General features: G+C 51.9%; 20 protein-coding genes and 2 tRNA genes. 10 read left to right on the forward strand and 12 right to left on the reverse strand.

What is annotated here, in order from left to right:
* Nucleotides 1–59: 59 nt before the first annotated feature.
* Nucleotides 60–662: a YggT family protein gene (locus tag TPCCA_RS03290; protein WP_012460585.1), complete on the reverse strand. Its 603-nt coding sequence runs from the start codon at nt 660–662 to the stop codon at nt 60–62.
* The gene (gene dnaE, locus TPCCA_RS03295) at nt 659–4,171 is read right to left on the reverse strand and encodes a DNA polymerase III subunit alpha (RefSeq protein ID WP_013945281.1); all 3,513 of its coding nucleotides are present in this window, start codon (nt 4,169–4,171) and stop codon (nt 659–661) included. The genes TPCCA_RS03290 and dnaE overlap by 4 nt, the downstream gene beginning before the upstream one ends.
* Before the next feature lie 119 nt (nt 4,172–4,290).
* Between dnaE and TPCCA_RS03300 the strand changes: the two genes are divergently transcribed.
* Nucleotides 4,291–4,364, forward strand: a tRNA-Arg gene (locus TPCCA_RS03300).
* Here the strand turns inward: TPCCA_RS03300 and TPCCA_RS05365 are convergent.
* From TPCCA_RS05365 to gltX, 4 genes are all read right to left on the reverse strand, one after another.
* Complete coding sequence (locus TPCCA_RS05365) at nt 4,326–5,516, reverse strand: D-alanine--D-alanine ligase family protein (RefSeq protein ID WP_013945282.1); 1,191 nt, start codon at nt 5,514–5,516, stop codon at nt 4,326–4,328. The genes TPCCA_RS03300 and TPCCA_RS05365 overlap by 39 nt on opposite strands.
* Nucleotide 5,517: 1 nt before the next feature.
* A complete protein-coding gene (locus TPCCA_RS03310) occupies nt 5,518–6,519 on the reverse strand; it encodes a CDP-alcohol phosphatidyltransferase family protein (RefSeq protein WP_013945283.1) in 1,002 nt (333 codons plus the stop codon).
* Between the two features lie 63 nt (nt 6,520–6,582).
* Nucleotides 6,583–7,971 carry a glycine--tRNA ligase gene (locus TPCCA_RS03315; RefSeq protein WP_041610042.1) on the reverse strand — a complete coding sequence of 463 codons (1,389 nt, stop codon included), beginning with the start codon at nt 7,969–7,971 and terminating at the stop codon, nt 6,583–6,585.
* Between the two features lie 134 nt (nt 7,972–8,105).
* A complete protein-coding gene (gene gltX / locus TPCCA_RS03320; RefSeq protein WP_013945285.1) occupies nt 8,106–9,719 on the reverse strand; it encodes a glutamate--tRNA ligase in 1,614 nt (537 codons plus the stop codon).
* Between the two features lie 176 nt (nt 9,720–9,895).
* Between gltX and TPCCA_RS03325 the strand changes: the two genes are divergently transcribed.
* Both TPCCA_RS03325 and TPCCA_RS03330 read left to right on the forward strand, forming a co-directional pair.
* A complete protein-coding gene (locus TPCCA_RS03325) occupies nt 9,896–10,504 on the forward strand; it encodes a Smr/MutS family protein (protein ID WP_041610001.1) in 609 nt (202 codons plus the stop codon).
* Nucleotides 10,505–10,509: 5 nt separating this feature from the next.
* A complete protein-coding gene (locus TPCCA_RS03330; RefSeq protein ID WP_013945287.1) occupies nt 10,510–11,508 on the forward strand; it encodes a TraB/GumN family protein in 999 nt (332 codons plus the stop codon).
* A gap of 11 nt (nt 11,509–11,519) precedes the next feature.
* Here the strand turns inward: TPCCA_RS03330 and TPCCA_RS03335 are convergent, their stop codons facing one another.
* Nucleotides 11,520–11,798: a hypothetical protein gene (locus tag TPCCA_RS03335; protein WP_010882121.1), complete on the reverse strand. Its 279-nt coding sequence runs from the start codon at nt 11,796–11,798 to the stop codon at nt 11,520–11,522.
* Nucleotides 11,799–11,819: 21 nt separating this feature from the next.
* On the reverse strand, nt 11,820–12,428 hold the full coding sequence (locus tag TPCCA_RS03340) for a hypothetical protein (protein ID WP_013945288.1): 609 nt from the start codon (nt 12,426–12,428) through the stop codon (nt 11,820–11,822).
* An 89-nt stretch (nt 12,429–12,517) separates the two neighbouring features.
* Between TPCCA_RS03340 and TPCCA_RS03345 the strand changes: the two genes are divergently transcribed.
* The 3 genes from TPCCA_RS03345 (at nt 12,518) to TPCCA_RS03355 (ending at nt 13,919) form a co-directional block, all read left to right on the forward strand.
* Nucleotides 12,518–12,589: transfer RNA gene (locus tag TPCCA_RS03345), tRNA-Val, on the forward strand.
* A gap of 92 nt (nt 12,590–12,681) precedes the next feature.
* Nucleotides 12,682–13,605 (forward strand): hypothetical protein, encoded by a 924-nt coding sequence (locus TPCCA_RS03350; RefSeq protein ID WP_013945289.1) that lies wholly within the window; start codon nt 12,682–12,684, stop codon nt 13,603–13,605.
* On the forward strand, nt 13,602–13,919 hold the full coding sequence (locus tag TPCCA_RS03355) for a hypothetical protein (RefSeq protein WP_010882124.1): 318 nt from the start codon (nt 13,602–13,604) through the stop codon (nt 13,917–13,919). The genes TPCCA_RS03350 and TPCCA_RS03355 overlap by 4 nt, the downstream gene beginning before the upstream one ends.
* A gap of 40 nt (nt 13,920–13,959) precedes the next feature.
* Here the strand turns inward: TPCCA_RS03355 and tsaD are convergent, their stop codons facing one another.
* The 3 genes from tsaD to TPCCA_RS03370 are packed head-to-tail and all read right to left on the reverse strand — an operon-like array spanning nt 13,960 to nt 16,833.
* Nucleotides 13,960–15,018, reverse strand: coding sequence for a tRNA (adenosine(37)-N6)-threonylcarbamoyltransferase complex transferase subunit TsaD (tsaD, locus tag TPCCA_RS03360; protein WP_013945290.1), 1,059 nt, complete (start codon nt 15,016–15,018; stop codon nt 13,960–13,962).
* 50 nt (nt 15,019–15,068) lie between these two features.
* Nucleotides 15,069–16,202 (reverse strand): alanine racemase, encoded by a 1,134-nt coding sequence (gene alr / locus TPCCA_RS03365; RefSeq protein ID WP_013945291.1) that lies wholly within the window; start codon nt 16,200–16,202, stop codon nt 15,069–15,071.
* A gap of 28 nt (nt 16,203–16,230) precedes the next feature.
* Entirely contained in the window at nt 16,231–16,833 is a 603-nt protein-coding gene (locus TPCCA_RS03370; protein ID WP_010882127.1) for an SAM-dependent methyltransferase, read from the reverse strand.
* A 92-nt stretch (nt 16,834–16,925) separates the two neighbouring features.
* On the opposite strand from TPCCA_RS03370, the gene TPCCA_RS03375 reads away from it, so the two are divergent.
* The 4 genes from TPCCA_RS03375 (at nt 16,926) to TPCCA_RS03390 (ending at nt 22,744) form a co-directional block, all read left to right on the forward strand.
* On the forward strand, nt 16,926–18,020 hold the full coding sequence (locus TPCCA_RS03375) for a polyprenyl synthetase family protein (RefSeq protein WP_010882128.1): 1,095 nt from the start codon (nt 16,926–16,928) through the stop codon (nt 18,018–18,020).
* 292 nt (nt 18,021–18,312) lie between these two features.
* Nucleotides 18,313–19,524, forward strand: a complete 1,212-nt coding sequence (locus TPCCA_RS03380) for a substrate-binding domain-containing protein (RefSeq protein WP_013945293.1) — start codon at nt 18,313–18,315, stop codon at nt 19,522–19,524.
* 119 nt (nt 19,525–19,643) lie between these two features.
* A complete protein-coding gene (locus TPCCA_RS03385; RefSeq protein ID WP_013945294.1) occupies nt 19,644–21,134 on the forward strand; it encodes a sugar ABC transporter ATP-binding protein in 1,491 nt (496 codons plus the stop codon).
* Between the two features lie 14 nt (nt 21,135–21,148).
* Nucleotides 21,149–22,744, forward strand: coding sequence for a galactose/methyl galactoside ABC transporter permease MglC (locus tag TPCCA_RS03390; RefSeq protein WP_013945295.1), 1,596 nt, complete (start codon nt 21,149–21,151; stop codon nt 22,742–22,744).
* A 127-nt stretch (nt 22,745–22,871) separates the two neighbouring features.
* On the opposite strand, the gene recG is transcribed toward TPCCA_RS03390, so the two are convergent.
* Nucleotides 22,872–24,932, reverse strand: coding sequence for an ATP-dependent DNA helicase RecG (recG, locus tag TPCCA_RS03395; RefSeq protein WP_013945296.1), 2,061 nt, complete (start codon nt 24,930–24,932; stop codon nt 22,872–22,874).
* Between the last annotated feature and the right edge of the window lie 52 nt (nt 24,933–24,984).

Here is a 24,984-nt window from a genome sequence, read left to right on the forward strand (position 1 = left end):
AACGAATAACACTGCCCACAGTGAATAGGGATATCAGTCCTTTGTCTCAAAGCGACGGATTACATCACCGCCACGTGCAGTGTTCCAGTCAAAAAGTACCGCACCACTACATTCACAAAAAAACCTCCAAGAACCCGCGCGCACAATATCACAAGAACACACAAGAGCAAGGACGCACGGTAACTCAAATCAAGGAACTTAAACGGAGCGGTCAACGCAACACGTACCGGATTTAATATCCTATCCATCATTACAAAAAACAACGTATGAACATTTACATTCATACGATCGGAAACAAATCGAACAGCAAAAAGAATCAATAAAAACTCCAACACAAACTTGCACAACGACCACAGCAACAGCATCAGCATTTGCAGCAGTAACTTTAACACAGAAACCGAACCGACAAGGAAAATAGTTCCGACAGTGTTTGAGAGTATGGTGAGCACCCCAATCGCAATCATGGGAGAAAAGTCCACCGTACCAACACGCATAAACGAAAATCTCCTAAACCAGGACAGGTACGGCTCACATATCGCAGATAAGAATTCCCCCAGGGGTGAATGTGAAAGATGGGGCACCCACGAGAGAAATACGCGTGCCGTACACAGGAGCGCATACACTGACAATAATGCCGAGAGTGTAGATAGAACAGAACTCATTGCACGCACTCCTTTAGAATTTGGACAAAACTCTCATTACCTTTTAATTGCTGCGCAAATGCCTCAGTGGCAGATACCTTACACGAAGGAACGTACACCACGTACGTACGGTCATCCACATGCATGTGAAGAAACACTTCACCCGAGCCTCCTGTATGTGCACTCAAAATCTCATACAACGATTTAAACTGTGCATGCGCACGGACGTGAGAACTCACCTCGATGTGCACTTCCTGCGAAACGCCACGTTTCTGCAGTGGAGTTTTCTCTCCTGACGATACACGCTTATGCTCCGATCCAGCCAGAATAGTTTTAACCTGAGCAAACCGTAATTGTTCCAAGTCAATGACAGAATCTACCAAGAACGCCGGGGTTTCTTTAGAAAAGTCTACAGTTCCCACCAACCCCATAATAGTTTCTGGCAAGAACTGCGCGCGATGCTCCTCCCACAGCACAGGAAACACAACTATGTCTACAGAGCCATGGAGATCCTCAAAAGAGCCAAAAGCCATATTCTTTCCTGACTTAGTTGTATACGGGTGAATAGCATTCAGCACTCCCACAATCAGGTATTTATTTTCAGAACGAGCATTTTCAATATGTCCTAAATCCAATGTTGCCTTTTCTCCTATCACACTTCGATATTCATCAAGAGGATGACCAGAAATATAATACCCCATCAGTTCCTTCTCTATACGGAGTCTCTCCCTCTGGGACCATTCTTCCATAACCGGAAAGGTGTATTCAGAACATTCTCCTAAATCCGTTTCGTCAAAAAGGCTTGCTTGTCTAGAACTTATAACCGCCTTTTTTCGCGCAACATATTTCATTACATCGTCGAGATGCGCCGTAAGACTTGCGCGAGTTACCCCGAACCGGTCAAAACATCCAGCCTTAATCATTATTTCGGCATTTTTTTTATTTAACGAGGTTGCAGGAACTCGATCCAGCACCTCTACAAAGGAGGTGTAAGGACCGTTGCGAATACGCTCATCAAAAACGTCAAACGCAACCTGCTCACCCAAACCTTTAATACCCAACAACCCATACACAATGCACCCTTCACAAACACTAAAATAAGGTTCAGAAGCATTGACATCCGGTTTCTGAATGGACAGACCCATCTTTTCTGCTTCAGCCATGTAGAGTGGTAATTTTTCTGCAGAATTAATTTCGTTTGAAAGGTTCGCAGCCATAAACTCGGCGGGAAAATTTGCTTTTAGAAATGCAGTTTGATAGGCAACCACTGAATACGCAGTGGCGTGACTTTTATTAAACCCATACCCTGCAAAAGGAATAAGAATTTCAAAAATATTCTCAGCGTGCTTTTTATCAAAACCCTGTTTCTCTGCACGCTCAGCAAACTCCTTTTTCTTTTCCTGCATCACTGCAAGCTTTTTCTTTCCCATCGCACGGCGCAGAATATCTGCTTCTCCCAGCGAGAAACCTGCAATGCGCTGTGCCACCTGCATAACCTGCTCTTGGTATACTATTACCCCATATGTTTCTGAAAGGATGTCTTCCAAACACGGATCAGGGTATTTTATTTTCCCAGGATCACGTTTCGATTCAATATATTGATCAATGAATGCCATCGGCCCAGGTCGGTACAATGCATTCAACGCTATTAGATCCTCCATCTTACTGGGCTTTGCACGCTTGAGGATGCCTTGCATACCGCGACTTTCAAACTGAAACACTGCAGCAGATTTTCCTTCCGCCAACATAGAAAAAGTCGTAGGATCCTGATCACTGATATCCGATATCGAAAACGTTGTGTACTTACCCCCTTTACGTCGTACGAGATTCTGCGTCCGTTGGATGAGCGTAAGTGTTTTTAGCCCAAGAAAGTCCATCTTCACTAATCCACAGTCTTCAATTAAATCCATACCAAACTGGGTACTAATTTTTCCCGTCTTAGAATCCTTGTAGAGCGGTACATAATCAGTGAGCGCCGTTTTACCAATAACGATACCTGCTGCATGCAAACTAGTGTTTCGATTGGTGTCTTCAAGCTTTTCTGCTATTTGAAATAATTCAGCATAGCGCGGCTCCTGCTTCATTTGCGCTAATTGTTCAGATTCATACGCTTTTTTAAAAGTCAGTTTTGGATCATCAGGCATCAGTTTTGTAATCATCAAAACTTCCGAAAGCGGAATATCCAACACGCGCCCTACATCACGAATCGCCGCCTTTGGCTTAAGTGTTCCGAACGTAATAATTTGCCCAACATTGTCATTTCCATATCGCGCACGCACATACTCAATCACTTCTTGTCTGCGCTCAAAACAAAAGTCGATGTCAAAATCGGGCATAGAAATACGCTCAGGATTCATAAATCTTTCAAAAAGCAACTTATATCTAAGAGGATCGATGTCGGTAATTTTTAACGCATATGCAACAATAGAACTTGCTCCAGACCCCCGCCCCGGACCAACAGGAATATCATGCTCCTTTGCCCACGTAATAAAATCCCACACGATCAAAAAGTAGCCAACAAAATCCATCCTCACGATAACATCTAGTTCATAATCAGCACGCGCCTTAATTTCTTCGCTCACTACTGCATAGCGATCATACAAACCTCGATGGACCAGATGGCGAATATAGTGTTCCTTGCTGGAAAACTCATGAGGAATCTGGTAGAGCGGAAGCAGCGGGCCAGGCTGAGGAATCCGCACATTACATCTCTGTGCAATGCGCACCGTATTCAGCACCATTTCAGGATAGTGGGGAAACAGCTGAGCCATTTTTTCAGAAGACTTTAAATAGAACTCGTCTGTTTTAAATTTAAGCCGATTGGGATCGGAGCGATTCTTCTTCGTTCCAATGCACAGCAGAATGTCTTGTGCAACAGAGTCTTCCTGCTCCGCATAATGCACGTCGTTTGTAACCACCAACGGAATGCCGAGCCTACATGCAAGATCAATCAAAAGCGGTGCTACTTTCTTCTCTTCATCAAGTCCATGATCTTGCACCTCAATAAAGTAATTATCTACACCGAAGAGCGCTCGGTATTTGCGCGCGTGTTCTTCTGCCTCCTTTTTTCTGCCCTGCAATAACAGATAAGGAAGCTGTCCGGCAAGACAAGAAGAAAGACAAATGAGCCCTTCTGCATGCTGGGCCAGAAGCTCGTCATCCACACGTGGTTTGTAGTACATACCCTCGATATAGGCTTTGGAGGATAGAACCATTAGATTTCGATATCCCGTCTCATTCTTAGCAAGCACGATGAGGTGATAGTATCTGCGACCGATAGTATGTTCACTGCGATCAAAGCGACTTTCGGGTGCCACGTAGAGCTCACATCCGATAATCGCTTTGATACCCTCAGCAGAACAAACTTTTTGAAAATGCAACGCACCAAACATATTCCCATGGTCGGTAAGCGCAAGCGCTTCTTGTCCCAGCGACTTTGCAGTACGCACTAGCCGCTGCAATGAAGAAGCTCCATCCAACAGTGAATAATCTGAGTGAACATGCAAATGAACAAAAGACATGCGCGCCATTATAACAAAAAACGGTGCACCCGATAAGCAGTCGGAGCTACAGCACAGCATTCTAGGATTGTTGACACGTTATATATTTTTATCCACCCTTGCGGGGGTCTTTGCTCGCAGCGTACCACGGGATCATAGCTCACCCGGATAGAGCGACTGCCTTCTAAGCAGTAGGGAGGGGGTTCGAGTCCCTCTGGTCCCAGTCGTCCTCTTGCGCATCGGGGTCATGTGCAGCAGTCACCGAGGGCGCGCACACGTGGGCGTGCAAGTCGGTGCTCAGTGCGGCGCGCGCTGCAAAGCGCTCTCGTGCGCAAGAAAGGAGCTGTGCCATTAAGTCCTGCGGCGCAACACCTGCAGCCTGACATATTTGGGGAAAGAGTGATATCGACGTAAAACCCGGCATCGTGTTTACTTCGTTCGCGTATACTTCTCCCGTTTCTAACAGAAAAAAATCAACCCGCGCCAGACCCGTGAGTCCTAATGCTTCGTATGCGCGCAGGGCAAGTGTGGTAATCTGTTCGTACTGGGCAGTCTCAAGAGGAGCCGTAACGAGTACACGCGCGACACTTGCATCAGCATATTTTTCCTCGTAGTCATAAAAGGCTCCCTGCGCAATTACCTCTCCTGCCCCATGTACAGTATAGGGTCCGTTCCCACTGAGCGCACATTCAATTTCTCGCGCGCGCACATACCGCTCCACCAACACCACTTCATCCCACTGAAAAGCCGCTTCAATCGCAGGGATAAGCGGTGCACGCGTCTGCACTGGACTGGCTCCTACGGAACTGCCTGCTTGAGCTGGCTTTACAAAAAGAGGATAGCCAAGGCGTGTTTCAAGCTGCGCAACAAGTTCTTGCATGTGCATACGCCATGTATCTTTACGGAAAAAGACAAACGGTAAAACGGGAAGTCCCGCCGCCTGCCATAGCATCTTTGCCTTTACCTTATCCATCGCAAGAGCACTTGCACACACTCCACACCCCACGTACGGCACCTGCAGCATCTCAAGCAAACCCTGCACCGTACCATCTTCCCCATAACTGCCATGCAATACGGGGAATACCACATCCGTGACACACGGCATCCCCGCTATGACAAAAGCGCCTGCAGTACCACCTCCCGGGACAAGACACACGCGCCTCTTTTCATCTTCCTGAATACTGAGCGCGACAGTTCCGGTACACAACTGCTCTAATGCACACGCAGGCTGCGCATACCACACGCCACGACGGGTAATACCGATGAGCATTACGGTGTGTTGTAAGCACAACGTGCGCGCCACAAAACGTGCAGAACGTACAGAAACATCGTGCTCTGCAGAACGGCCTCCGTACAAAAGCGTCACATGCACCACGCTACTCCTGTGTTGGAAGGGGATTCAGCCAATGCCAATAACAGCGATGAGCATACACAAATCGTACAAAGTGCACCCCCACCTCAAGTGCCAAAATACTACACTGCGCCCGCTGCACCCAAAAGCTTGTCTGAGGAAAAAGAAACAACACACCGCACAAAAGTGGCACCAACACCTCAACACGGGCAGTTCCCTCCCCCTGTACAATGACGCGCAGAAGGCGCTCTGCATATCGCATGTGATACAACGTGCACAGTGCCGTTATATATCCAATCTGCGTGGGGAAATACGTACTTGAAAATACACAGAGAAAGAAGAAAAGGGATAAATGCAAAAAAAGTGCGCATGAAAACACTCGCATACGCCAAAACACCGCACACGAAAAAATACACACTCCCGTTGAGAGCACCGATACACATACCTGTGCGGGAGTACAGGAAAAAAACAACGGCGTGAGGAACAGCGCACGCAGTGTTTCGAACGACCCAGCGTATGCGCCGAGTGTGGTCAGCACTACCATCTCGTTTGACCCAATGCGCGCAAACACCATCACCCCGCGGTGCAGCTTTTCCCACAGGGTTGAAATCTGCACAAACGCGGGAACAAAAAAGATACACGTCAAAAGAAATGGCTCGCGTATACGAAACGCGAGCACGAAAATTCCTGCCAGCAGTCCTACAACAGAGGTGTCCAAACAATGGTCAAAATATTCTCCCAAGGGGCTGCCAGTTCCCGTTCTCCGAGCTTGGCGCCCATCAAGACAATCTCCGACCAGGTACACAATACACAGCACAGGAACTAGAAACCAATACGTGTAGGTACCCCCCACCGAGCCGCAGTACGCATGGGTAAATGCAAGCAGCATACAGGCGTTTGCGCACAGCGTAATGAGATTCGCCGGAACTCGATACGGCACCACGCGTAACAGCGGATCTACACAGAAGCGATACAGAAAAGGGGTGAGAAGCGAGCGATCCTCTACTGCATAAGAATACGCTTTCATACGAGAGCTCCTTCGCGATGTAATATGTGACATTTTCCCCGCGCGCAGAGAGCGGACAACAACCTAGGGACGCCGGTAGTGTTTTATCTCTGTGCGCAAAAACTCTGCAAGAAAGGCACGAGAGACCCGGCGCTGTGCCATGCTGTCGCGCAGACGTACCGTAACCGTATCATCTTCCTTTGACTGATAATCAACTGTGACACAAAAGGGAGTACCCACCTCGTCTTGACGGCGGTAGCGCTTTCCAATCGCGCCAGCTGCATCAAAATCACAGGCAAAATCCTCACGCAGCTCGTCGCGCACCGCACGCGCAAGGTCAACCAATCCGTCTTTTTTTACCAAAGGCAAAAAAGCAACAGTGGTGGGAGAAAGCGCAGGGTGCAACCTCAGCACTATTCGCATCTCGCCCGTACGCGCGGCACCTTCTTGATCAGCTGTCTGTGTCGTTTCCGAAAACGCGACATTCGGCGCCTGCACATATTCTTCTGTGTATGCATCGCACAGAAACATGAGTACGCAGCGCGTCAATCCTGCAGACGTTTCAACGACACAAGGCACATACCGACGCGCTGCCGCATCCAGGTTTGGATCAGGATCCACATAGCACAAGTCTTTACCCGAGTGCTGCGCGTGGCGCGTCAGGTCAAAGTCACCACGGTTATGCACCCCTTCTAATTCCCTAAAGCCCATAGGGAATGCATACTCAATGTCACAGGCAGCCCGTGCATAATGAGCCAACTCATGTGCAGCATGGGTGCGCCAACGCATGTGGTTCATACGCACCCCATACTTTTGGTAAAAAGCCCAGCGCTGTGCACACCAGTACTCAAACCAGTGAGTATCCTCTGCGGGGCGCACAAAAAACTGCATTTCCATTTGTTCAAATTCACACGTACGGAAAATAAAGTTTTTTGTGACAATCTCATTGCGAAACGCCTTACCGATCTGGGCAATACCAAAAGGCACCTTCAGGCGTGTAGTTTGCAGGACGTTTTTATAATTTACATAAATCCCCTGCGCAGTTTCAGGACGCAGGTAGAGCAAACTGGCACGCTCATCCGTAGGACCCATGTGGGTACTGAACATGAGGTTAAAATTACGCACGCCCGTGAGGGCCCCACCACACTGAGGACAGGGTCCCCCGGCAGACGGCACGGCAACCTGATCCGCGCGAAAGCGACTTTTACACACCGTGCAATCAACCAAAGGATCACTGAAGTGATCGACGTGGCCAGACGTCCGCCATACGTCTGGATGCATCAAGATTGCTGCATCCAGCCCGACGATATGATCATGTAGGCGTGTCATATCTTGCCACCAGGCATGGGCAATATTGTTTTTTAGCGCAATGCCCATAGGGCCGTAGTCCCAAACACCTCCTTGGCCACCATAAATTTCTGAAGATGGAAACACAAAGCCACGCCGTTTGCAGAGACCGACAATCTTCTCCATGGTGACGCGCCGCTCACCTTCCCCCCTGTCTAGCATACTGTCAGCACCCGCGGCGACCTCACAGAGATCGCGCCCGCCTTTGAACACATCCCCTGCATACCTCTTTTCCCTATAGCTCGCGTTGTCTGAGAATATCAGCCTCCTCCCACTCCTTGACTGTCATCCGAAAAGCGTTCACGAATGACGTGTTCAATACGCGCACAGGATCGTGACGCCCCCAGGATGCGGATAGTTCCTACCAGAGGGGCACTCACGGTAGCACCGGTGAGCGCAACGCGAATGGGCATGAGAAAATCACCAAGTTTTATTCCAAACTTTTCTGCCTCAGCACGCAAGAGCACCTCAACATCCGGTTCACTGGCACTCACTATTTCGTGCACCAGGCCCCTGGCGCGCACCAGTACCGCGCGCACCTGCGCAACATCCAAGCGCTTCGGCACAAACACCCCTTGTTCAGGGAGAGACGGTTCTTGAAAAAAACAACGCACCAACTCCGGCGCATCGGTTAGAAACCGCAACCGCTCCTTAATCAGCGGGATAACTCGCATGAGCATGGAACGCTGCGCTTCTGTAGGCGCACACGGCGCCTCGTCTGCAAAACGTCGTGTGCGCACAGCTTCTGCTTCCACATCTGCCGGAATGTGGCCACACACACCGGCGTTTGCAATGAAAGGCCACACGAGCGCACACAGCTGCTCGTCACTTTTTGCACGGATATATTGACCGTTAAACCACGCAAGCTTTTTATAGTCAAAAACAGCCGGTGACTTATTTAAACGCGACAGAGAAAAGTGCGCACACAGCTGCTCTCGCGTGAACAGATCCTGACCTTCTCCGTACGAGCAACCGAGCATTGCAACATAGTTGAGCAACGCTTCAGGCAAATACCCCGCGTTGCGGAACTCATCACAGCTAGTAGCTCCATGCCGCTTTGACAACTTGTGCCCATCTGCCCCCATAACCATCGGAAGATGACAGAAGAGCGGGGGCTGCCAGCCAAAAGCACGGTACAACAGAAGGTGTAACGGGGTGGAGGGAACCCACTCCTGAGCGCGCAAAACATGCGTAATACGCATAGCATGGTCATCTACCACATTAGCCAAATGGTAAGTGGGGAACCCGTCGCTTTTCAGTAAAATCGGGTCTGGATTGATCTCCTCATTTTGCCACTCGATATCACCGAGCAGCGCATCGCGGAAATGAGTACTCCCTTCCAAGGGGACCTTAAAGCGGATCACATGTGGAACCCCGGATGCGAGACATTCCCGAACTTCTTCAGGCAGGAGCTCGCGGCAATGCCGGTCATAACCGGGGGGCATCCTGTTGAGCGTACGGATCTTACGAACGCGCTCGAGCCGCGACGCATCGCAAAAACAATAATACGCCTGCCCTGTCTCAACGAGCCGCGCCACCTGCGCGCGGTAGAGATCTGTCCGTGCAGACTGCGTGTAAGGGCCATAGGCTCCACCAGCGTGAGCAACAGAGCGGCCATCCCCCCGCGCGCCCTGCTTTACCGCTGTTTCTGGGCACCCTCCCCCCTCATCCCAGGAGACCCCAAGCCACCGGAGCGTATCGTAAAGGTTCTGCTCAAACGCTGCAGTGCAGCGACTGCGGTCAGTATCCTCGACACGGAGGACAAATACGCCTGCATGCGCTCGCGCGAACAAGAAGTTGAAGAGAGCAGTTCTAATACCCCCGATGTGCTGGAGCCCCGTCGGAGACGGTGCGTACCGAACTCTCACCTCCACCGCTCGCCCTCCCGGGGGCCGATTATCGCACATCCCCCTCCGGGGCGCAAGCATCCCTGTGAGGCCCTGAAAATTACACTCCTCATGCACCGTGACCGCCTCCCTGTCTTCCCCTTCCTACCACGCAAGATGCCGCTTCACGCGGTTGATTGCACAGACAGGTTTTTTATGAAAGAATGCGCCCGCTCATGGCGGGGAAAAGACGTAAGGATATTCTGCCTCTTGAGGAGGCTCTGAGGGCGCAGAGCGCGTTTGCCCGGACGTTGCGTACGTGGGAAGGAGCCCGAAGGGCGGCCGTGCGAAGTGCGACTGTGCGCGCACGGCGCCGTGGCGCGCTTCCGTCCTCGCAGGCTGCCGCTGCGCCGCGTGTTTCCCTGATGGAAGTGGCGCTTGCGCGCTACGGCCTTTTCGACAAGGACGCTGCAGGCGCTTGTGCGGAGTATGCGCGGCAGAGGCGTACCTTCTCCATCCATTCCCGACGGGGAAGGAGGAAGCTGCGCACCGCAGTCCCTGAGGCGCGTTTAGACCTCCATGGCATGACGTGCAGTGAGGCGCGCAGTGCACTTGATTCGTTTTTTGCGCAGGCGCGTGAGCGGCTCCTCCAGAAGGTTGAAATCGTCCACGGAAAGGGCCACCATTCCAAGGGTGGGAGTGTCCTTGCTCCCTTGGTCAAGCGCTACGTACAGGCCCATCCTCACGCGGGTGAACTCTTTCACCCTGCAGAACGGCGCGGGGGTAAGGGCACCACGTGGGTCCTTCTGAAAAGGAGCGTTCCTCTGCATTAGGCCCGATGAATACCACCGGGCGTCCTGTATTTCCACTGCTCAGGAGGACCGTTTTGAAGCGCTGCTCCCTGTGTGCCACACGCTGTGCGATCGTGTTCTCGTGTGTGCTCCTTATTCTCCCTTTCCTTTCGTGCTGCACGAGCCTTTCTCGCGGTGCCTTGCCGTCGCTTATCTCCCACAAGGAACGTATGTTCTGGGAAATACGTGGTCCTCAAGGGTCTGTATATATTTTGGGCACTATTTCGGTTGGCAGCGAAAAGCTGCTGCACTTTCAGGACAAAATCCTTGATGTATTTGACTCTGCAAGTCGTCTCTACGCTGAGCTCGGTTCAGAGGACATTAAAAATTTTGCCAGCGTTCTCCAGAGGCATATGCTTCACGGGATGCTTGAGCAGGAAAACGCTGCTCCAACGCTCTCTTCCCTTTCTCGGGAGGAGTTAGAAATGCTCCGGAGCACCCTGGGAGATGACATGCACACGCTTTCAAGATTTGAACCGTGGGTCATGCGCGTAGCACTCTACCAGGCACTCATCGCGCATACAAAGCTGGACTCTGGGAAGAACATCGAAGCGTTCCTGTACCAGCGCGCGGGGAACCGCAAAATTCTTGGACTAGACAGCATCCAAAAACACCTGAACATGCTTTCCTTTGGCAATCGTGAGGAGCAGATAACGCTGCTTCGTGCACTGATCGCTCTCGGGAAAAGCCCCGCGGACTTTAAGGGCAGGCTCGGTGCCCTCGTGCGCAGTTACCTCTCGAACGACAAAACCGCTTTGGGAAGGGTAAGCACGGAACTGGACGCACTGGTAACGAAGGACGCTGCAGGCGGACTCTACCGCCGGTACGTGGCAGAGATTTCTGCATCGCGGCGCGCTGCGTGGGCAGAGGAATTCTACCGGCTGAGTTTACAGCACGGCATAACGTTTGTGTTTGCGAGCGCCGGGCATTTTTGCGGTCCAGAGAGCGTCTTTGATATCATGAGAAAGAGACGCCTCCTCCAGTAGGAGGTGGGGCGTTAGTTTTCTGAGAAGGGATCAGGCAATTCGGCCATCTCTAGGTAATGGGCAAGGTCCCGCTCCAGCTGCAGGAGCTGCGTGTCCAAGTGATCAATCCGCTGCAGCGCAGCGCGCGTTTCTCCATCTTCAGGCTGTGAAGTGGCCAGTCCCTCTGCAGTCCCTCTGCAGGGAGTGTCGCGAGCCTCTCGCCGCACACCCCTCCCGGCCCCTTCCTGCATCCCGTAAGACACCGCGCCAAAAAGCGGCGGTGGGTCGTCCCAATTGTGCGAACACCTCATCTCGACCTCCCCTTCGTGCCTCTACTTTTCGTGAGGGTGAATCGACGCGTCCGCCGCAGTGTCCATGCCCGCTATCCCCAGCAGCGTTCTCACTGCAGCACAGAACGCTCCCACATCTAACAGCCCGGTCAAACAAGCCTTAATCAGACGCTTAAGCTGTGGTGAAAAGCAACTCCAATACACCTGGGGCCAATGAGGCACCGCCTGTTCAAGCTGCACCCTCTCCTGTTCAGAAAGCACACCAAGACCGTACCACACAAAGTGAAGTACCATGCTGTACTGCACGTCTGCAGGAAGGGGCGCGCCACCACACGCTTGCGCAGGCTGAGAACCCACAGCGACGTGCTCAGAGGAAGGCGAGGGAACCCACGCATCCAACAGCGCCTCTCGTTTGGCGGCAGTAAGCTCAGGAGCTTCGCGCGCAATAACATCAGCGGCAAACCTGCGTACCGCCCGGCGTATCCCACGCATCCCACAGTCAACGCAGGCGTGCACCTGGCGCGCAAGCTGCCGCGCGACGTACGCCTGCACCACCCCGTTTCCTGCACCAGCGACAGAGGAAAAAGACGGATCACTCACCGGACAGGTACGCTCACTAACCTCTTCTTGCATAGGACCACTATACTGCATCGAGCACGCTTCTTACAGGGTCCTACGACAACAGTGCAGAGTGAGATAAGCAATTGCACAAAAACACCCTCGCTGTTATGCTGCGCGCAGGACGATTAACTCAGTGGTAGAGTGTTACCTTCACACGGTAGAAGTCATCGGTTCAAGTCCGGTATCGTCCATTTCGGGGATAGAAAGGTTTGACGAGGCGTTGCCCGCAGGGCGGGGTATGCGCAGGGTGCACAGCGGGGGAGTGTTCCCCTAAGAGAACAGCATGGAAGCTTATCAGGCGGAGATTATTCGCAGGTTTGGACGCGTGCGGCGTGCGCGCGGCTTTTACCTATACACTGAGCGTGGGGTTCGCATCACGGATTTATTCCTTGACGGCGGCGCTTCCATTCTTGGACGGAACGCCAGCCGCGCGCGCCTGGACTTTAAGCGTTATCTTAGCCGCGGGCTGTGGGGTCCCCTGCCCACCTGTGCTTCTGCGCAGCTGCAGCAGGCACTGCGCACGTGTTTTCCTGCGCACGAGGTGCGCTACTACGCACATGCCGAACGCGCACAGGAAGTGTGTGCGCGTTTTCTCAACCTTGCTTGCGGCGCCGCACCCTGCGAGGTGCCAGTGTGGCGCCCCTGCGCACCGTGCGTCCCGCAAACCGATGTCTTTTTGGTTGTGCCGCCGTTTCCTTCTCCTGCACCGTTTGTTGCGCTCCGTGCCCACTGTGCCGCGCGCGCCCCTGCGGGGGACGTGCTCTTTGCTCCGATTGCGCAGGCGATTGCTCGTGCCTTTTGGGACTTAGCGCGCGTGGGTTCCCTTTCTCAGCCCGCACGCGCCATGCCTCACGCTCTGTTAGACTCCTCACACACCACGCAGGAAGACGCGGTCCCTGCGCTGCCACACACGACAAAACGGCGCAGAGGTCTGAACCGCGTGCGCCGCGCACAAAAATGCGCGCGGCAAGATCGCGACCGCGCACAGCTTATAACGCTTATGAGTACATGGTGGCGCACGGAAGGGCCTTATCTTTTCCCCACTGTTTCTGAAGAACGGTATGAGGCATTGTTCGCACGTGCGCTTGACGCGCATATCCTGCTCTCCCCCCTGTACACTGAACCCTCAGTACTCCCTACGCTCGAGCACTATACCCAACTATGCACTTTTTTTCTTCAAGAACAGGAAAAGGAACACCACGAATGAATGAATTTCTCTCTCTGCTCTCTCGAGCACAGACTATTTTGCTGATGTTACGCCTAGCGGTAACGGCGGTTGCTGTGTTCCTTGCCATTGTCGCGTGGACAAAGACCCGTACCCAGGAGACGGTGTGCTTTATCGCGGGCGTACTGTGTATGTACCTTGCACAACTGTTTGCGTTTCTGCGTGCGGCAGGCTTTTCTATCACGCGGTACACGCCCGTACCAGGCGTGTCACTAGTGGGCTTCACGTTGGAACTGCTGCCATTGGCGTGCTTCATCGCGTCGCTCATTTTTACCATCAAACGGCACAGCATCTAGGTAACGGGATACTGCCTAGCAAGGACTGAGCCGCACATGCTCAAAAAAGGGGCTGAGAAGCAGCGCTTCTCTGTGCAGCGAGACGATCTCCCCCGCGCTTACTGAAGTGCGCAATGCGCGAACGCTCTGTTACCCCATAGAAACTCCTATCACCACGGATCAAATAGCGGTACCCGAGCGCAGCAACCATCACCGCGTTGTCTGTACAGTACTCACGCGAAGGGAACACGCACCGCGCATGCTTCCAGTCCGCTACAGATTTTCTGAGCAAACTGTTTGCTGCAACACCTCCGCACACTACTGCCGTTGGCAGTCCTGTATCCTGTAATGCGCGCGCAAGCGGACGGAGCAAGATATTGATTGCACACGCTTGAAACGCCGCAGCAATGTTCTGCGCAGTGCGCTCGTATTCCTTGTTCCAAAAGTGATCGAGCTGATGAATAACTGCCGTCTTCAATCCTGAATATGACACATCATACCGATGCCCTTTTCCGTGAAAATGAGGAAGCGGAAAACGCGCGGCACGCGCGTCACCCTGTTCTGCTAACGTTTCAATTACCTTGCCTCCCGGATATCCAAAGCCATAAAAGGCTGCAACCTTATCAAAGGCTTCCCCAGGAGCGTCGTCGATCGTTGCGCCAAGCGTTTCTACCTGATCAAAATCGTGCACAACACATACGAGCGCATGTCCTCCAGACGCCAGCAAGCCCACGTAGGGATATGCCAGATCGTGCTCCACGTGCGCGGCACAAAAGTGTGCATGAAGGTGATTAACCGCAATGAAAGGAAGGTGCATTGACCATGCGAGTGTTTTCGCAAACGTCAGGCCTACCAGGAGAGATCCGGTCAGCCCAGGTGCATGTGTTACGGCGATGCCATCGATATCAGCAAGCGTCAGCTGAGCGCGCGCAAGCGCCTCTTTCACCGTTGGCAAAATCCACTCAATGTGCTTGCGGCTTGCAAGTTCTGGGACAATGCCACGATACGGCGCATGAAAAGGAATTTGCGTAGCCACAACATTGCTGCACACGTGCGTGCCATCTTTTACAATTGCAACTGCAGTCTCATCACAAGAGGTCTCAATTCCGAGGACATTCACTGCGCGCCTTCCTCCCTTTGTCTCTTTTTATAAACGTTGCAAAAACATATTCACCGGATGTACACCCGTTCGACACGCTTACCAATCGCGCACAAAAGCTCATAGGGAATGGTGCCTGCATGCGAGGCGAGCACATCTGCCCCCTGTCCTGGGCCACCTGCGTCCTGAGGACCGAAAAGTGTCACCCTATCTCCAACTGTCACACGCAGCGGGGTACCTAGGTCCACTACACACTGGTCCATGCAAATTGCCCCCACCACCGGATACCACTTCCCCCCAATGCACACCTGCAAACCCGGCGACAGCGCGCGCATAACTCCGTCTGCATATCCGATAGGCAGAATACCTACATGTGTTTCTGTATGCGCACGCCACAAGCGCTGGTAAGAAACGTACGCTCCTGCAGGTATTTTTTTGATTGCACGGACTCGGGTAACAAGCTCCATGACGGGAAGGAACACACTGCGCACAGCAGGATGCACAGACTCAGGGGCATAGCCGTATGCCAACAATCCCGGACGCACCATGTCGAAGTGTGCCCGCGGATGGCACAACAGCGCTGCAGAGTTTGCCGCATGCACCAATGGAATCGATATGCCACTTTTCCGTATGTACTGTACGCAATGCATAAAATGTGCACGTTGCATCTCAGTGTACTGCAGGTTCTCAGCACGCAAAGAATCCGCGACAGAAAAATGCGTACATACCCCCTCAAGATGGAGACCCGGTGTTGCGCACACCATCTGCACGAGCGCACAGGCCTCATCCGGCGCACAGCCGATTCTCCCCATTCCGGTATCAATCTTTACGTGTACCCCACACGTGGCACCCGTATCAGCAGACTGACGGAGCGCGCGTGCGATAAGGGCAATATGCGCGCGCTCAGAAATCACGGTGTGCACACGATGCTCAATAAGACTAGAAATCTCTTCAGCAGTTGGAGTACTTAAACACAAAATCGGCGCGCGAACACCTGCCGCACGCAGTTGCGACGCTTCTTGCACACATGCAACGGCGAACGAGTGCACCCCGCACGAAAGCGCCGCCTGTGCGACGTCACACGCACCGTGTCCATACGCGTCCGCCTTAACAGGTAGACACACACGCGCGCGTGTACGGCTCATAATTTCACCGAGGTTATGACGCAAGTTTGCTAAATGGATCAATGCCTGATTGCATGCCACTGGCGCCTACGCTCCCTATTCTTACCTATTACTTGCCGCACGTACCGCGAAAGAAACGCGCCACCACATATAACTCACAACTACGGGGACGAGAAGCAGGCGGTTTAAAACTACACACCGCACCGAAATGCGCACGCAGGTGTGTGAGGATAGCAAGGTGCTCTGACCCTTGGAACACCTTGAACACCAATCCTCCATCAGAGGACAAGAAGTTGACGTACGCACACACCCCTGCTGCAAGACACGCAGAAGCGCTCGTATCTACTGTGCGGTTTCCGGTCGTACGAGGTGCGGCATCAGAAAGAATAAGATCGAAAGGAGCGTTGCACGCAACACGCGCACGTGTGTCTGCTGCACACAAATCCCCCTGCACTCGTTGCAAACGCGCGTCCTGAATGTCCGACGCAATCGGCTGCACATCCACCGCACACACGGCGGTGCACGCAGCAGCGGTGCCCAGCACGTACTGGGTCCAGCTTCCTGGCGCGGCGCCCAAATCGAGCACCCGCGAGGCGCGCGACAGGAGGGAGTATTTTTTATCAAGCGCCGCTAATTTATACACCGAACGCGCGCGGTACCCCGCGGCGGCTGCCTTTTTTGCCCAAAAATCAGCACGTTTATAGACGTTCACACCTTCCTACACGCCCCTCATGCTATGTGTTACACTGACAGCTCCCACACATCGTGCTCGCACAAAAGGCAAACACGCCGTATAACGGTACTATGAAACGTGCACTTGCTCAACGACTCAGAAATATTGAACGAGCACTCGCCGATGCACTTCCTGCGCAACCTACGCGCTCGTGGATGGGAACGCGGCTCCGTGTCCTTGCGTCCGAAGATACGCGCGTCCTGCGCACCGTGTGCAACGCGTGTGTCAGCTGCGGCGGAAAGCGCTGGAGACCGTTGTTACTGATACTTTCTGCAGAACTTGCACACGCGTGTGTGCAGTGCACGCATCGGAAACTCCAAGGACACAAGAGGAAGAAAATTTCCGAACGCGAATGGTACACACTGAGCGCGGTAGTAGAGCTCATTCACACAGCCAGCCTTTTGCACGACGATATTGAGGACCATTCGTCTACGCGGCGTGGTAAGCCATGTGCGTATCTGCGCTACGGTACTGACTGCGTTCTTAATGCAGCAAGCTGGTTGTATTTTCATGCACACGCACTCATTGACACGCTCAGCATAGAACCTGCCCTTAAGGCGGCTCTTTTTTCTGCCACAATAAGTGCAACGCGTGCTCTTCATATGGGTCAGGCGCTTGATATTGCATGGCATCGCAGCCCAGAACTTATTCCCTCGCGTGCGCAGTATCTGCGTATGGTTGCACTGAAAACTGGCGCACTCATCGCTCTATCAGGCGAATTGGGGTTTTTGTGTGCAGGTTATTCTGCGCGTGAGGCGCGCTCCTTTGGAGCGCAAGTCATGCCTATTGGGATAGGATTTCAGATTCTCGATGATGTACAAGGCATTGACGGAGGCGTTTCAGGCAAAGCGCACGCTGATGACATCGTCGAAGGAAAGAAGAGCTTTCCTGTTATCCTTCACGTGCACACGCATCCTCAAGACGCACCTACATTTGCACGTCTTTTTGCTGCCGCACGCGCAGAAGGACTGCACTCTCCTGCAGTCAAACAGGCACAACGGATACTGTATTCTTCAGAGGCACTTACTCACGCGCGCGCGTACGGCCTGCGCATGATAGAGCGCACACTCACACGGGTGCACGCACATTTTCCTTGCAATCCCGCATGCCAGCTGTGGTGTACTGCAGTGCAGTATGGGGTACGCGCGCACCTGCACGCGCACTAACTTTACCGCGTCGCATGTACTGAAGGTGATCACAAAAGGTGACCCCGTGCGACAGAAACGGACTGGAGGCACGGCACGACAAGTCGCCCGGAAGAAGACTTGAGAAAGACGCGACACGCGCAAAGAAGTTTGACAGAAATCTTGCCATTAGTTACAATGGGGCACGCTGTTTCGTGCGACGGCGTCAAAAGTTTCGCGCGGGCTAAAGAGGGTTGGTCGCGTGTGGGTGCAGCGCGCTGTACTTGTCGCGCGTTATTTCGTGCATTGAGCGTTCTAAGGAGGTTTAGCGCTTATGAAGGAGAATTCTTGCACGGCGTGCAGCAGACGGCTCGCCTTGTTCGTGGGCGCTGCGGTGCTTGTGGTAGGCTGTTCATCCAAGACGGATGTCACGCTCAACCGTGACAAGCCCCTAGTGTTTTTTAACCGACAGCCCTCTGATCCCCTCACGGGGAAGGTTGACATGGCTGCCATGAACTGGAACGACAAAACCTATTACGTGGGTTCTGACGCTAAGTTTGGTGGTTCTATACAGGGAAAGATGATTCTAGACTTCCTCGCCTCTTCTGAGTCCTCGGTTGACCGCAACGGTGACGGCATCATCGGTTATGTGCTTTGCATCGGTGACGTCGGGCACAATGATTCGAAAGTCCGCACCGAGGGTATTCGCCGCGCGTTGGGCACGTGGACCGGCTCCTCGGATCCGGGACAGGCGAAAGAAGGCCAGGCAGTGGTAGGAGGGAAATCCTACAAGGTGGTGGAGCTCGAGGGAAAGCCGATGACGGGAACTGACGGTTCCACTTGGAATACGAATTCTGCAACCGAGTCAATGGGAAGCTGGGTGGCAAAGTTCGCGGATAAGATAGACCTGGTCATCTCAAACAACGACGGGATGGCGATGGGCTGTCTGCAGGCGTCCAATTATCCGCGGGGGCTGCCTATTTTCGGACACGACGCAAATGCGGACGCGGTCGAGTCAGTTGGTAAGGGTGAGCTCACGGGGACTGTCTCTCAGAACGTCGACGCGCAGGCTGTTGCAGTATTGCAGATTATCAGGAATTTGCTCGATGGCTCCAGCGGGGAAGATGTGGTCGCCAACGGTATTTCAAGACCTGACGCCCATGGCAACAAGATAAGCGCGCCCGTGCAGTACTGGGAAGATGTTAAAGCGATTATGGCCGACAACTCGGAGGTCACGAGCGCAAACTGGAAAGAGTACACCAGGGGAACACGGGATGCAGGGGTGCGACAAGTAAATGCGCCGACGAAAAAGGTGCTGCTCACTGTCCACAACGCGAGCAATGATTTCCTTGCTTCTGCCTATCTTCCCGCACTGAAGCATTACGCTCCGCTCCTGAATGTCGATCTCACTGTTGTGCAGGGCGATGGCCAAAACGAGCTAAGTTGCCTTGATAAGTTCACTAATCTCGACATGTTCGACGCGTTCGCGGTAAACATGGTAAAAACGAACTCGGGCGCTGACTATACAGACAAGCTCAAATACTGAGCAGCCGGGTTTGGACGTGCGTTGGGTAGCTGCTGTTCCTGGTGCACGTCCTGTTCGTTGAATAGGTAGGGTCTACCGACCTCGCACCGCTTTCGCGCGCGAGAGGAGTGATAGTTGCGATGTGTGATGTACTCACCATAAGGGATCTTTCTAAGTCTTTTGCGAGGAACAGGGTTCTCAACGGGGTGAACTTCCGTATGGGAAAGGGTGCCGTGGTGGGGCTTATGGGAGAAAATGGTGCGGGAAAATCCACGCTTATGAAGTGCCTCTTCGGAATGTACGCTAAGGACACTGGTCAGATTCTCGTGGATGGAAGCCCGGTGGACTTTCAGTCTCCCAAAGAAGCGCTAGAAAACGGTGTCGCCATGGTCCATCAGGAGCTCAATCAATGCCTTGATCGCACTGTTATGGACAATTTGTTTCTCGGCAGGTACCCTGCCCGTTTCGGGATAGTTGACGAGAAACGCATGTTCGACGACTCCCTCACTCTGTTCGCTTCCTTGAAAATGGATGTAAACCCGCGGGCCGTCATGCGCAGCATGTCTGTCTCTCAGCGGCAGATGGTAGAGATTGCCAAGGCGATGTCCTATAACGCGAAGATTATAGTCCTCGACGAGCCTACTTCCTCTCTCACGGAGAGGGAGATTGTCAGGCTTTTTGCCATCATACGAGACCTGAGTAAAAAAGGAGTGGCATTCATCTATATCTCCCACAAAATGGATGAGATCTTTCAGATCTGCAGCGAGGTGATTGTGCTGCGGGATGGTGTCCTCACGCTCTCACAATCCATAGGGGAAACGGAAATGAGCGACCTCATCACCGCTATGGTCGGGCGCACTTTGGACAAGCGCTTTCCCGACGCTGACAATACCGTCGGTGACGATTATCTTGAAATACGGGGTCTTTCTACAAGGTATGCTCCGCAGCTGCGGGATATTTCCCTTTCTGTGAAAAGGGGTGAGATTTTTGGCTTGTACGGGCTGGTCGGTGCGGGGAGGAGTGAACTGCTTGAAGCAATTTTCGGCCTGCGTACCATCGCAGACGGTGAGATCTCTTTAGCAGGAAAAAAAATTCGCTTGAAGAGCAGCAGGGACGCAATGAAACTCAATTTCGCCTTTGTGCCCGAGGAACGTAAGCTCAACGGAATGTTCGCAAAGGGGAGCATAGAGTATAACACCACGATTGCAAATCTCCCTGCGTATAAGCGTTATGGTCTACTCTCAAAGAAAAAGCTGCAGGAGGCAGCGGAGCGGGAAATAAAGGCCATGCGCGTGAAGTGCGTTTCTCCGAGCGAGCTTATCAGTGCGCTCAGCGGGGGTAATCAGCAGAAAGTCATTATTGGAAAGTGGCTCGAACGCGATCCCGACGTCCTCTTGCTTGATGAGCCGACCAGGGGGATCGACGTGGGTGCGAAATATGAAATTTACCAGCTCATCATTCGTATGGCGCGTGAGGGAAAGACAATCATTGTGGTTTCTAGTGAAATGCCTGAAATTCTTGGAATCACCAACAGGATCGCAGTCATGTCCAATTATCGATTGGCTGGGATTGTGGATACAAAGAGTACCGATCAGGAAGCCTTGCTCAGACTTTCTGCGCGATACCTGTAGGGAGGAGCAGATACATGCGCGATCGTACACAGTGTGTGGAGGTGCCAACTCAAGCGTTCAATGAGATTTTAGATCAGGACGGTCAGCTCACCGCATATGCCCAAAAGCTCGAGCAGTTACGAGAGCGCGGTTCCCATAGGGTTGCCTTGCTCCGCGGGGAGCTTGCGCGCATACGGCAGGATCAGGTCTTGGGCATGCCGGAGAAAAGGGTGCAGGTTGCGGCGCACAGGCTCAAGATTTCCGAAGCGCAGGCCGTTGCACGACAGTGCAAAACTGAGGAAACGCAGTTAGTTAGGAAGGCTGTCGCGCGTGTAAGGGGGCTCTTTCGAGACTTTGACTGCTCTGTGCGCGACGCGATGCGCGAACAGCGGCTCTTGCTAAAGCAAGTTGCGACGGTGCAGCACACCTCTGCCTCATCTGACCAAAGAGAGCACTGTCTGGCTCAGCTCCGGCAATGCAAGGAGGCGCGACACCACGCCTACCGTTCCTTGGTCGAAAGGAGCGCTGCGCTGCGGAACGGGAAAATGACGTTTATCGAGCGCGTGGTGCGTGCTCTTAGGGAATATTCGTTCAATTTTGACGCAACCCAGTTCTTCCTCGCAAATGGTTTGTACATTGCTATTGCGGTATTCTTTATTGCGTGCATCGTAGTTGCACCTTTCTCCGGTAATGGCAATCTTCTTACCATTCCCAACATTCTCACCATACTGGAGCAGTCTTCAGTGCGCATGTTCTATGCGGTGGGAGTAGCAGGTATTATCCTGCTGGCAGGAACTGACCTCAGCATTGGGCGTATGGTGGCAATGGGGTCTGTAGTCACGGGTATTATTCTTCATCCGGGACAGAATATCGTTACATTTTTTGGACTGGGGCCGTGGGATTTTACCCCTGTCCCCATGGCTGTCCGTGTAGTCATGTCACTTGCAGTTTCTGTCGCACTTTGCGTTTCGTTCAGCCTATTTGCAGGATTCTTTTCTGCTCGCCTCAAAATACACCCTTTCATTTCAACTCTTGCAACGCAGCTTATCATCTACGGGGTTTTGTTTTTTGGGACAAGTGGTACGCCAGTTGGCTCTATTGACCCATACATCAAAGACCTATTCGGTGGGCGGTGGATTCTAGGCACCATGCAGGGCACACTCGTGACCTTCCCAAAGCTGATAATTCCTGCCACCATTGCGGTGGCCATCGCGTGGTTCATTTGGAACAAGACGATTCTAGGAAAAAATATGTACGCCGTTGGAGGGAATGCTGAGGCAGCGAATGTTAGCGGCATCAGTGTTTTCGGGGTGACTATGAGCGTTTTTGCAATGGCAGCTGTGTTTTATGGCTTTGGCGCGTTTTTTGAGACGTTCAAGGCAAATGCAAGTGCGGGCACTGGTCAGGGTTATGAGCTCGACGCAATTGCCTCCTGTGTGGTAGGGGGTATCTCCTTCAACGGGGGAATCGGAAAACTCGAAGGTGCCGTGGTAGGCGTAATCATTTTCACCGGTCTTACCTATTGTCTGACTTTTTTAGGCATCGATACAAATCTTCAGTTCGTGTTCAAGGGTTTGATCATCATCGCTGCAGTTGCACTCGACAGTGTGAAGTATCTGAAACGCCGCTAGTTCTTGCCCCGCTGGGTGGGACGTCAACGTTCACAATACGAATAAGCCGGGCGCCTTTCTGGGCCATTGTTCCCTCTTTGGCTAACTCAGGGTGTGGGCTGACAAGAAGGCCTCCGCTGTCCGAGCTCTACCGTGCTTCAGATGAGCCCTTTTCTTTTCTCAGTAGTTCGAACGCCGCTTCGCGCGCAACTTGGAGGATAGGGTAATCTCTTACTGGATCTGCAACCCGAAATCCACTGTACCCAGATTGTTCAAAGTTCTTGGTATCTCCCACATCCCCTGGTCCTCGTAACTTCAGATCCTCTTCAGCGATAACAAATCCATCCGCAGTACTTCCCATAATTTTCAGCCTGCGTTTCGCACACTCAGTCATTTCGTCCCCATGCATTAAGAAACAATACGACTGCACATCACCCCGACCAACCCGACCACGCAGTTGATGTAGTGCAGAGAGGCCAAAACGCTCCGCGTGCTCTATAACGATACAATTCGCATTTGGTACATCCACTCCCACTTCAACAACGCTTGTAGCAACCAAGATATGGACGGTACCTTCGCTGAAATACTTCATGATACGCTGCTGCTCTTCCTCAGTCATTTTTGAGTGAATCATCGCAACAGCATATCGTGCAAAATAATTTTTTAGATACATATACATACATTGCACCGATTTTAAATCGGTTAATCCTATGTCATGAATACGTGGATAAATAAAATATGCCTGCCTACCTTTTTCTATTTCATTTCCCACAAACTCATACACCTTTTCTGCTTTCGTCTTTCTTGCAATATACGTAATCACCGGTTTTCTTCCACCAGGCATAGATTTAATTATTGAAATATCTAAATCACCAAATACAGAAAGTGCAAGCGTACGTGGAATTGGAGTTGCGCTCATCATAATAATGTGTGGAGTCTTTCCCTGAGGGTTCCCTTCCCTTCCTTTCTGAATCAAGGCCGAACGCTGTAACACTCCAAAACGATGCTGTTCGTCAATGATAACCAACCTCAGATCATGGTATCTTACGCTCTTTGAAAACAGCGCATGTGTTCCTACAACTAAATTGATTTCTCCTGCAGCAAGAGCTTCGAGCAAGTACGCCCTTCCTTCACTTTTCATATTACCTGTCAGGAATGCAAGTCGAATCCCAATAGGAGCAAGTAATCGAGCTGCAGTGTCAGCATGCTGGCGTGCAAGTAATTCAGTTGGAGCAAGCAGTGCGACCTGTCCACCTTGTTCAATAATTTTTAAACAAGAAAAAAACGCCACTAACGTTTTTCCCGATCCAACGTCTCCCTGAATTAGCCGTGCCATCGGTTCTTCTCTTTCAAGATCCTGCGTAATTTCTGTAATTACTCTTTTCTGATCCACTGTCAACTCAAATGGCAAACACCGGTGAAGTTTCTTCTGTAACAAAGATAATTTAGAAACAACTGGCGGAATAACCGACTGCTGATCAGATTCTCCCTGTGTAAGAGGCAATCTTCCCCGCTTCTGTAAAGAGCGCATACCGATAGCCATTTGAAGAGAAAAAAATTCTTCAAATATCAAAGAATGTTTTCCCTTCGCAACATCATCCAGCGTTCTTGGGGTATGCATACTAAGCAATACGTCTCGTTTTGTGAGTAGATGATATTTCTCAAGAATAGGTTTGGGCAATTCAGAATCAACCGTGCCAATCCATTGATCCATTGCTGCACAAATGAGCTTTCTTAATTTCATTTGTTTTAACCCTTTGGTTAAGGGATAGACAGGCAAAATCTTTTTTTCAATACAATCGATTTTTTCGATATCAAATGAACTACTTTCCAGCAACCCATCCTTTTCATAAAAACTTCCATACACGACTGCTTCACTTCCAACAGGAAACATAAAATGCAAAAAATTACGGCGAAAACATAACAATTCAGCGACGCATCCCTGGCCATCCTGTACCACAAGCTTGAGAGTCTTGCTCTTACCAAATCCAAACCAGCAATGTGCAGTGACACTAACTCGTACTTGCAACCTATGCGCCAGCGTCCATTGGGAAAACATCTGTTCTTGCGTTCTATCTTCCCACAAACGAGGCCAGTACGAAAGGATATCTCCAATAGTGCTAATGTTTAGCCTTTCCAACTGCGCAAGAACAACTTTCCCTGTTCCCTTCAGTACAGAAACTGGCTCTTTTATTTCTCCAATGAGCATTTCAGGCAGTGTGCGAGCATACGTAATGGTAACGCAAGAACATCATTCACCG

The sequence above is a fragment of the Treponema paraluiscuniculi Cuniculi A genome (assembly GCF_000217655.1).
GTDB lineage: Bacteria > Spirochaetota > Spirochaetia > Treponematales > Treponemataceae > Treponema > Treponema pallidum.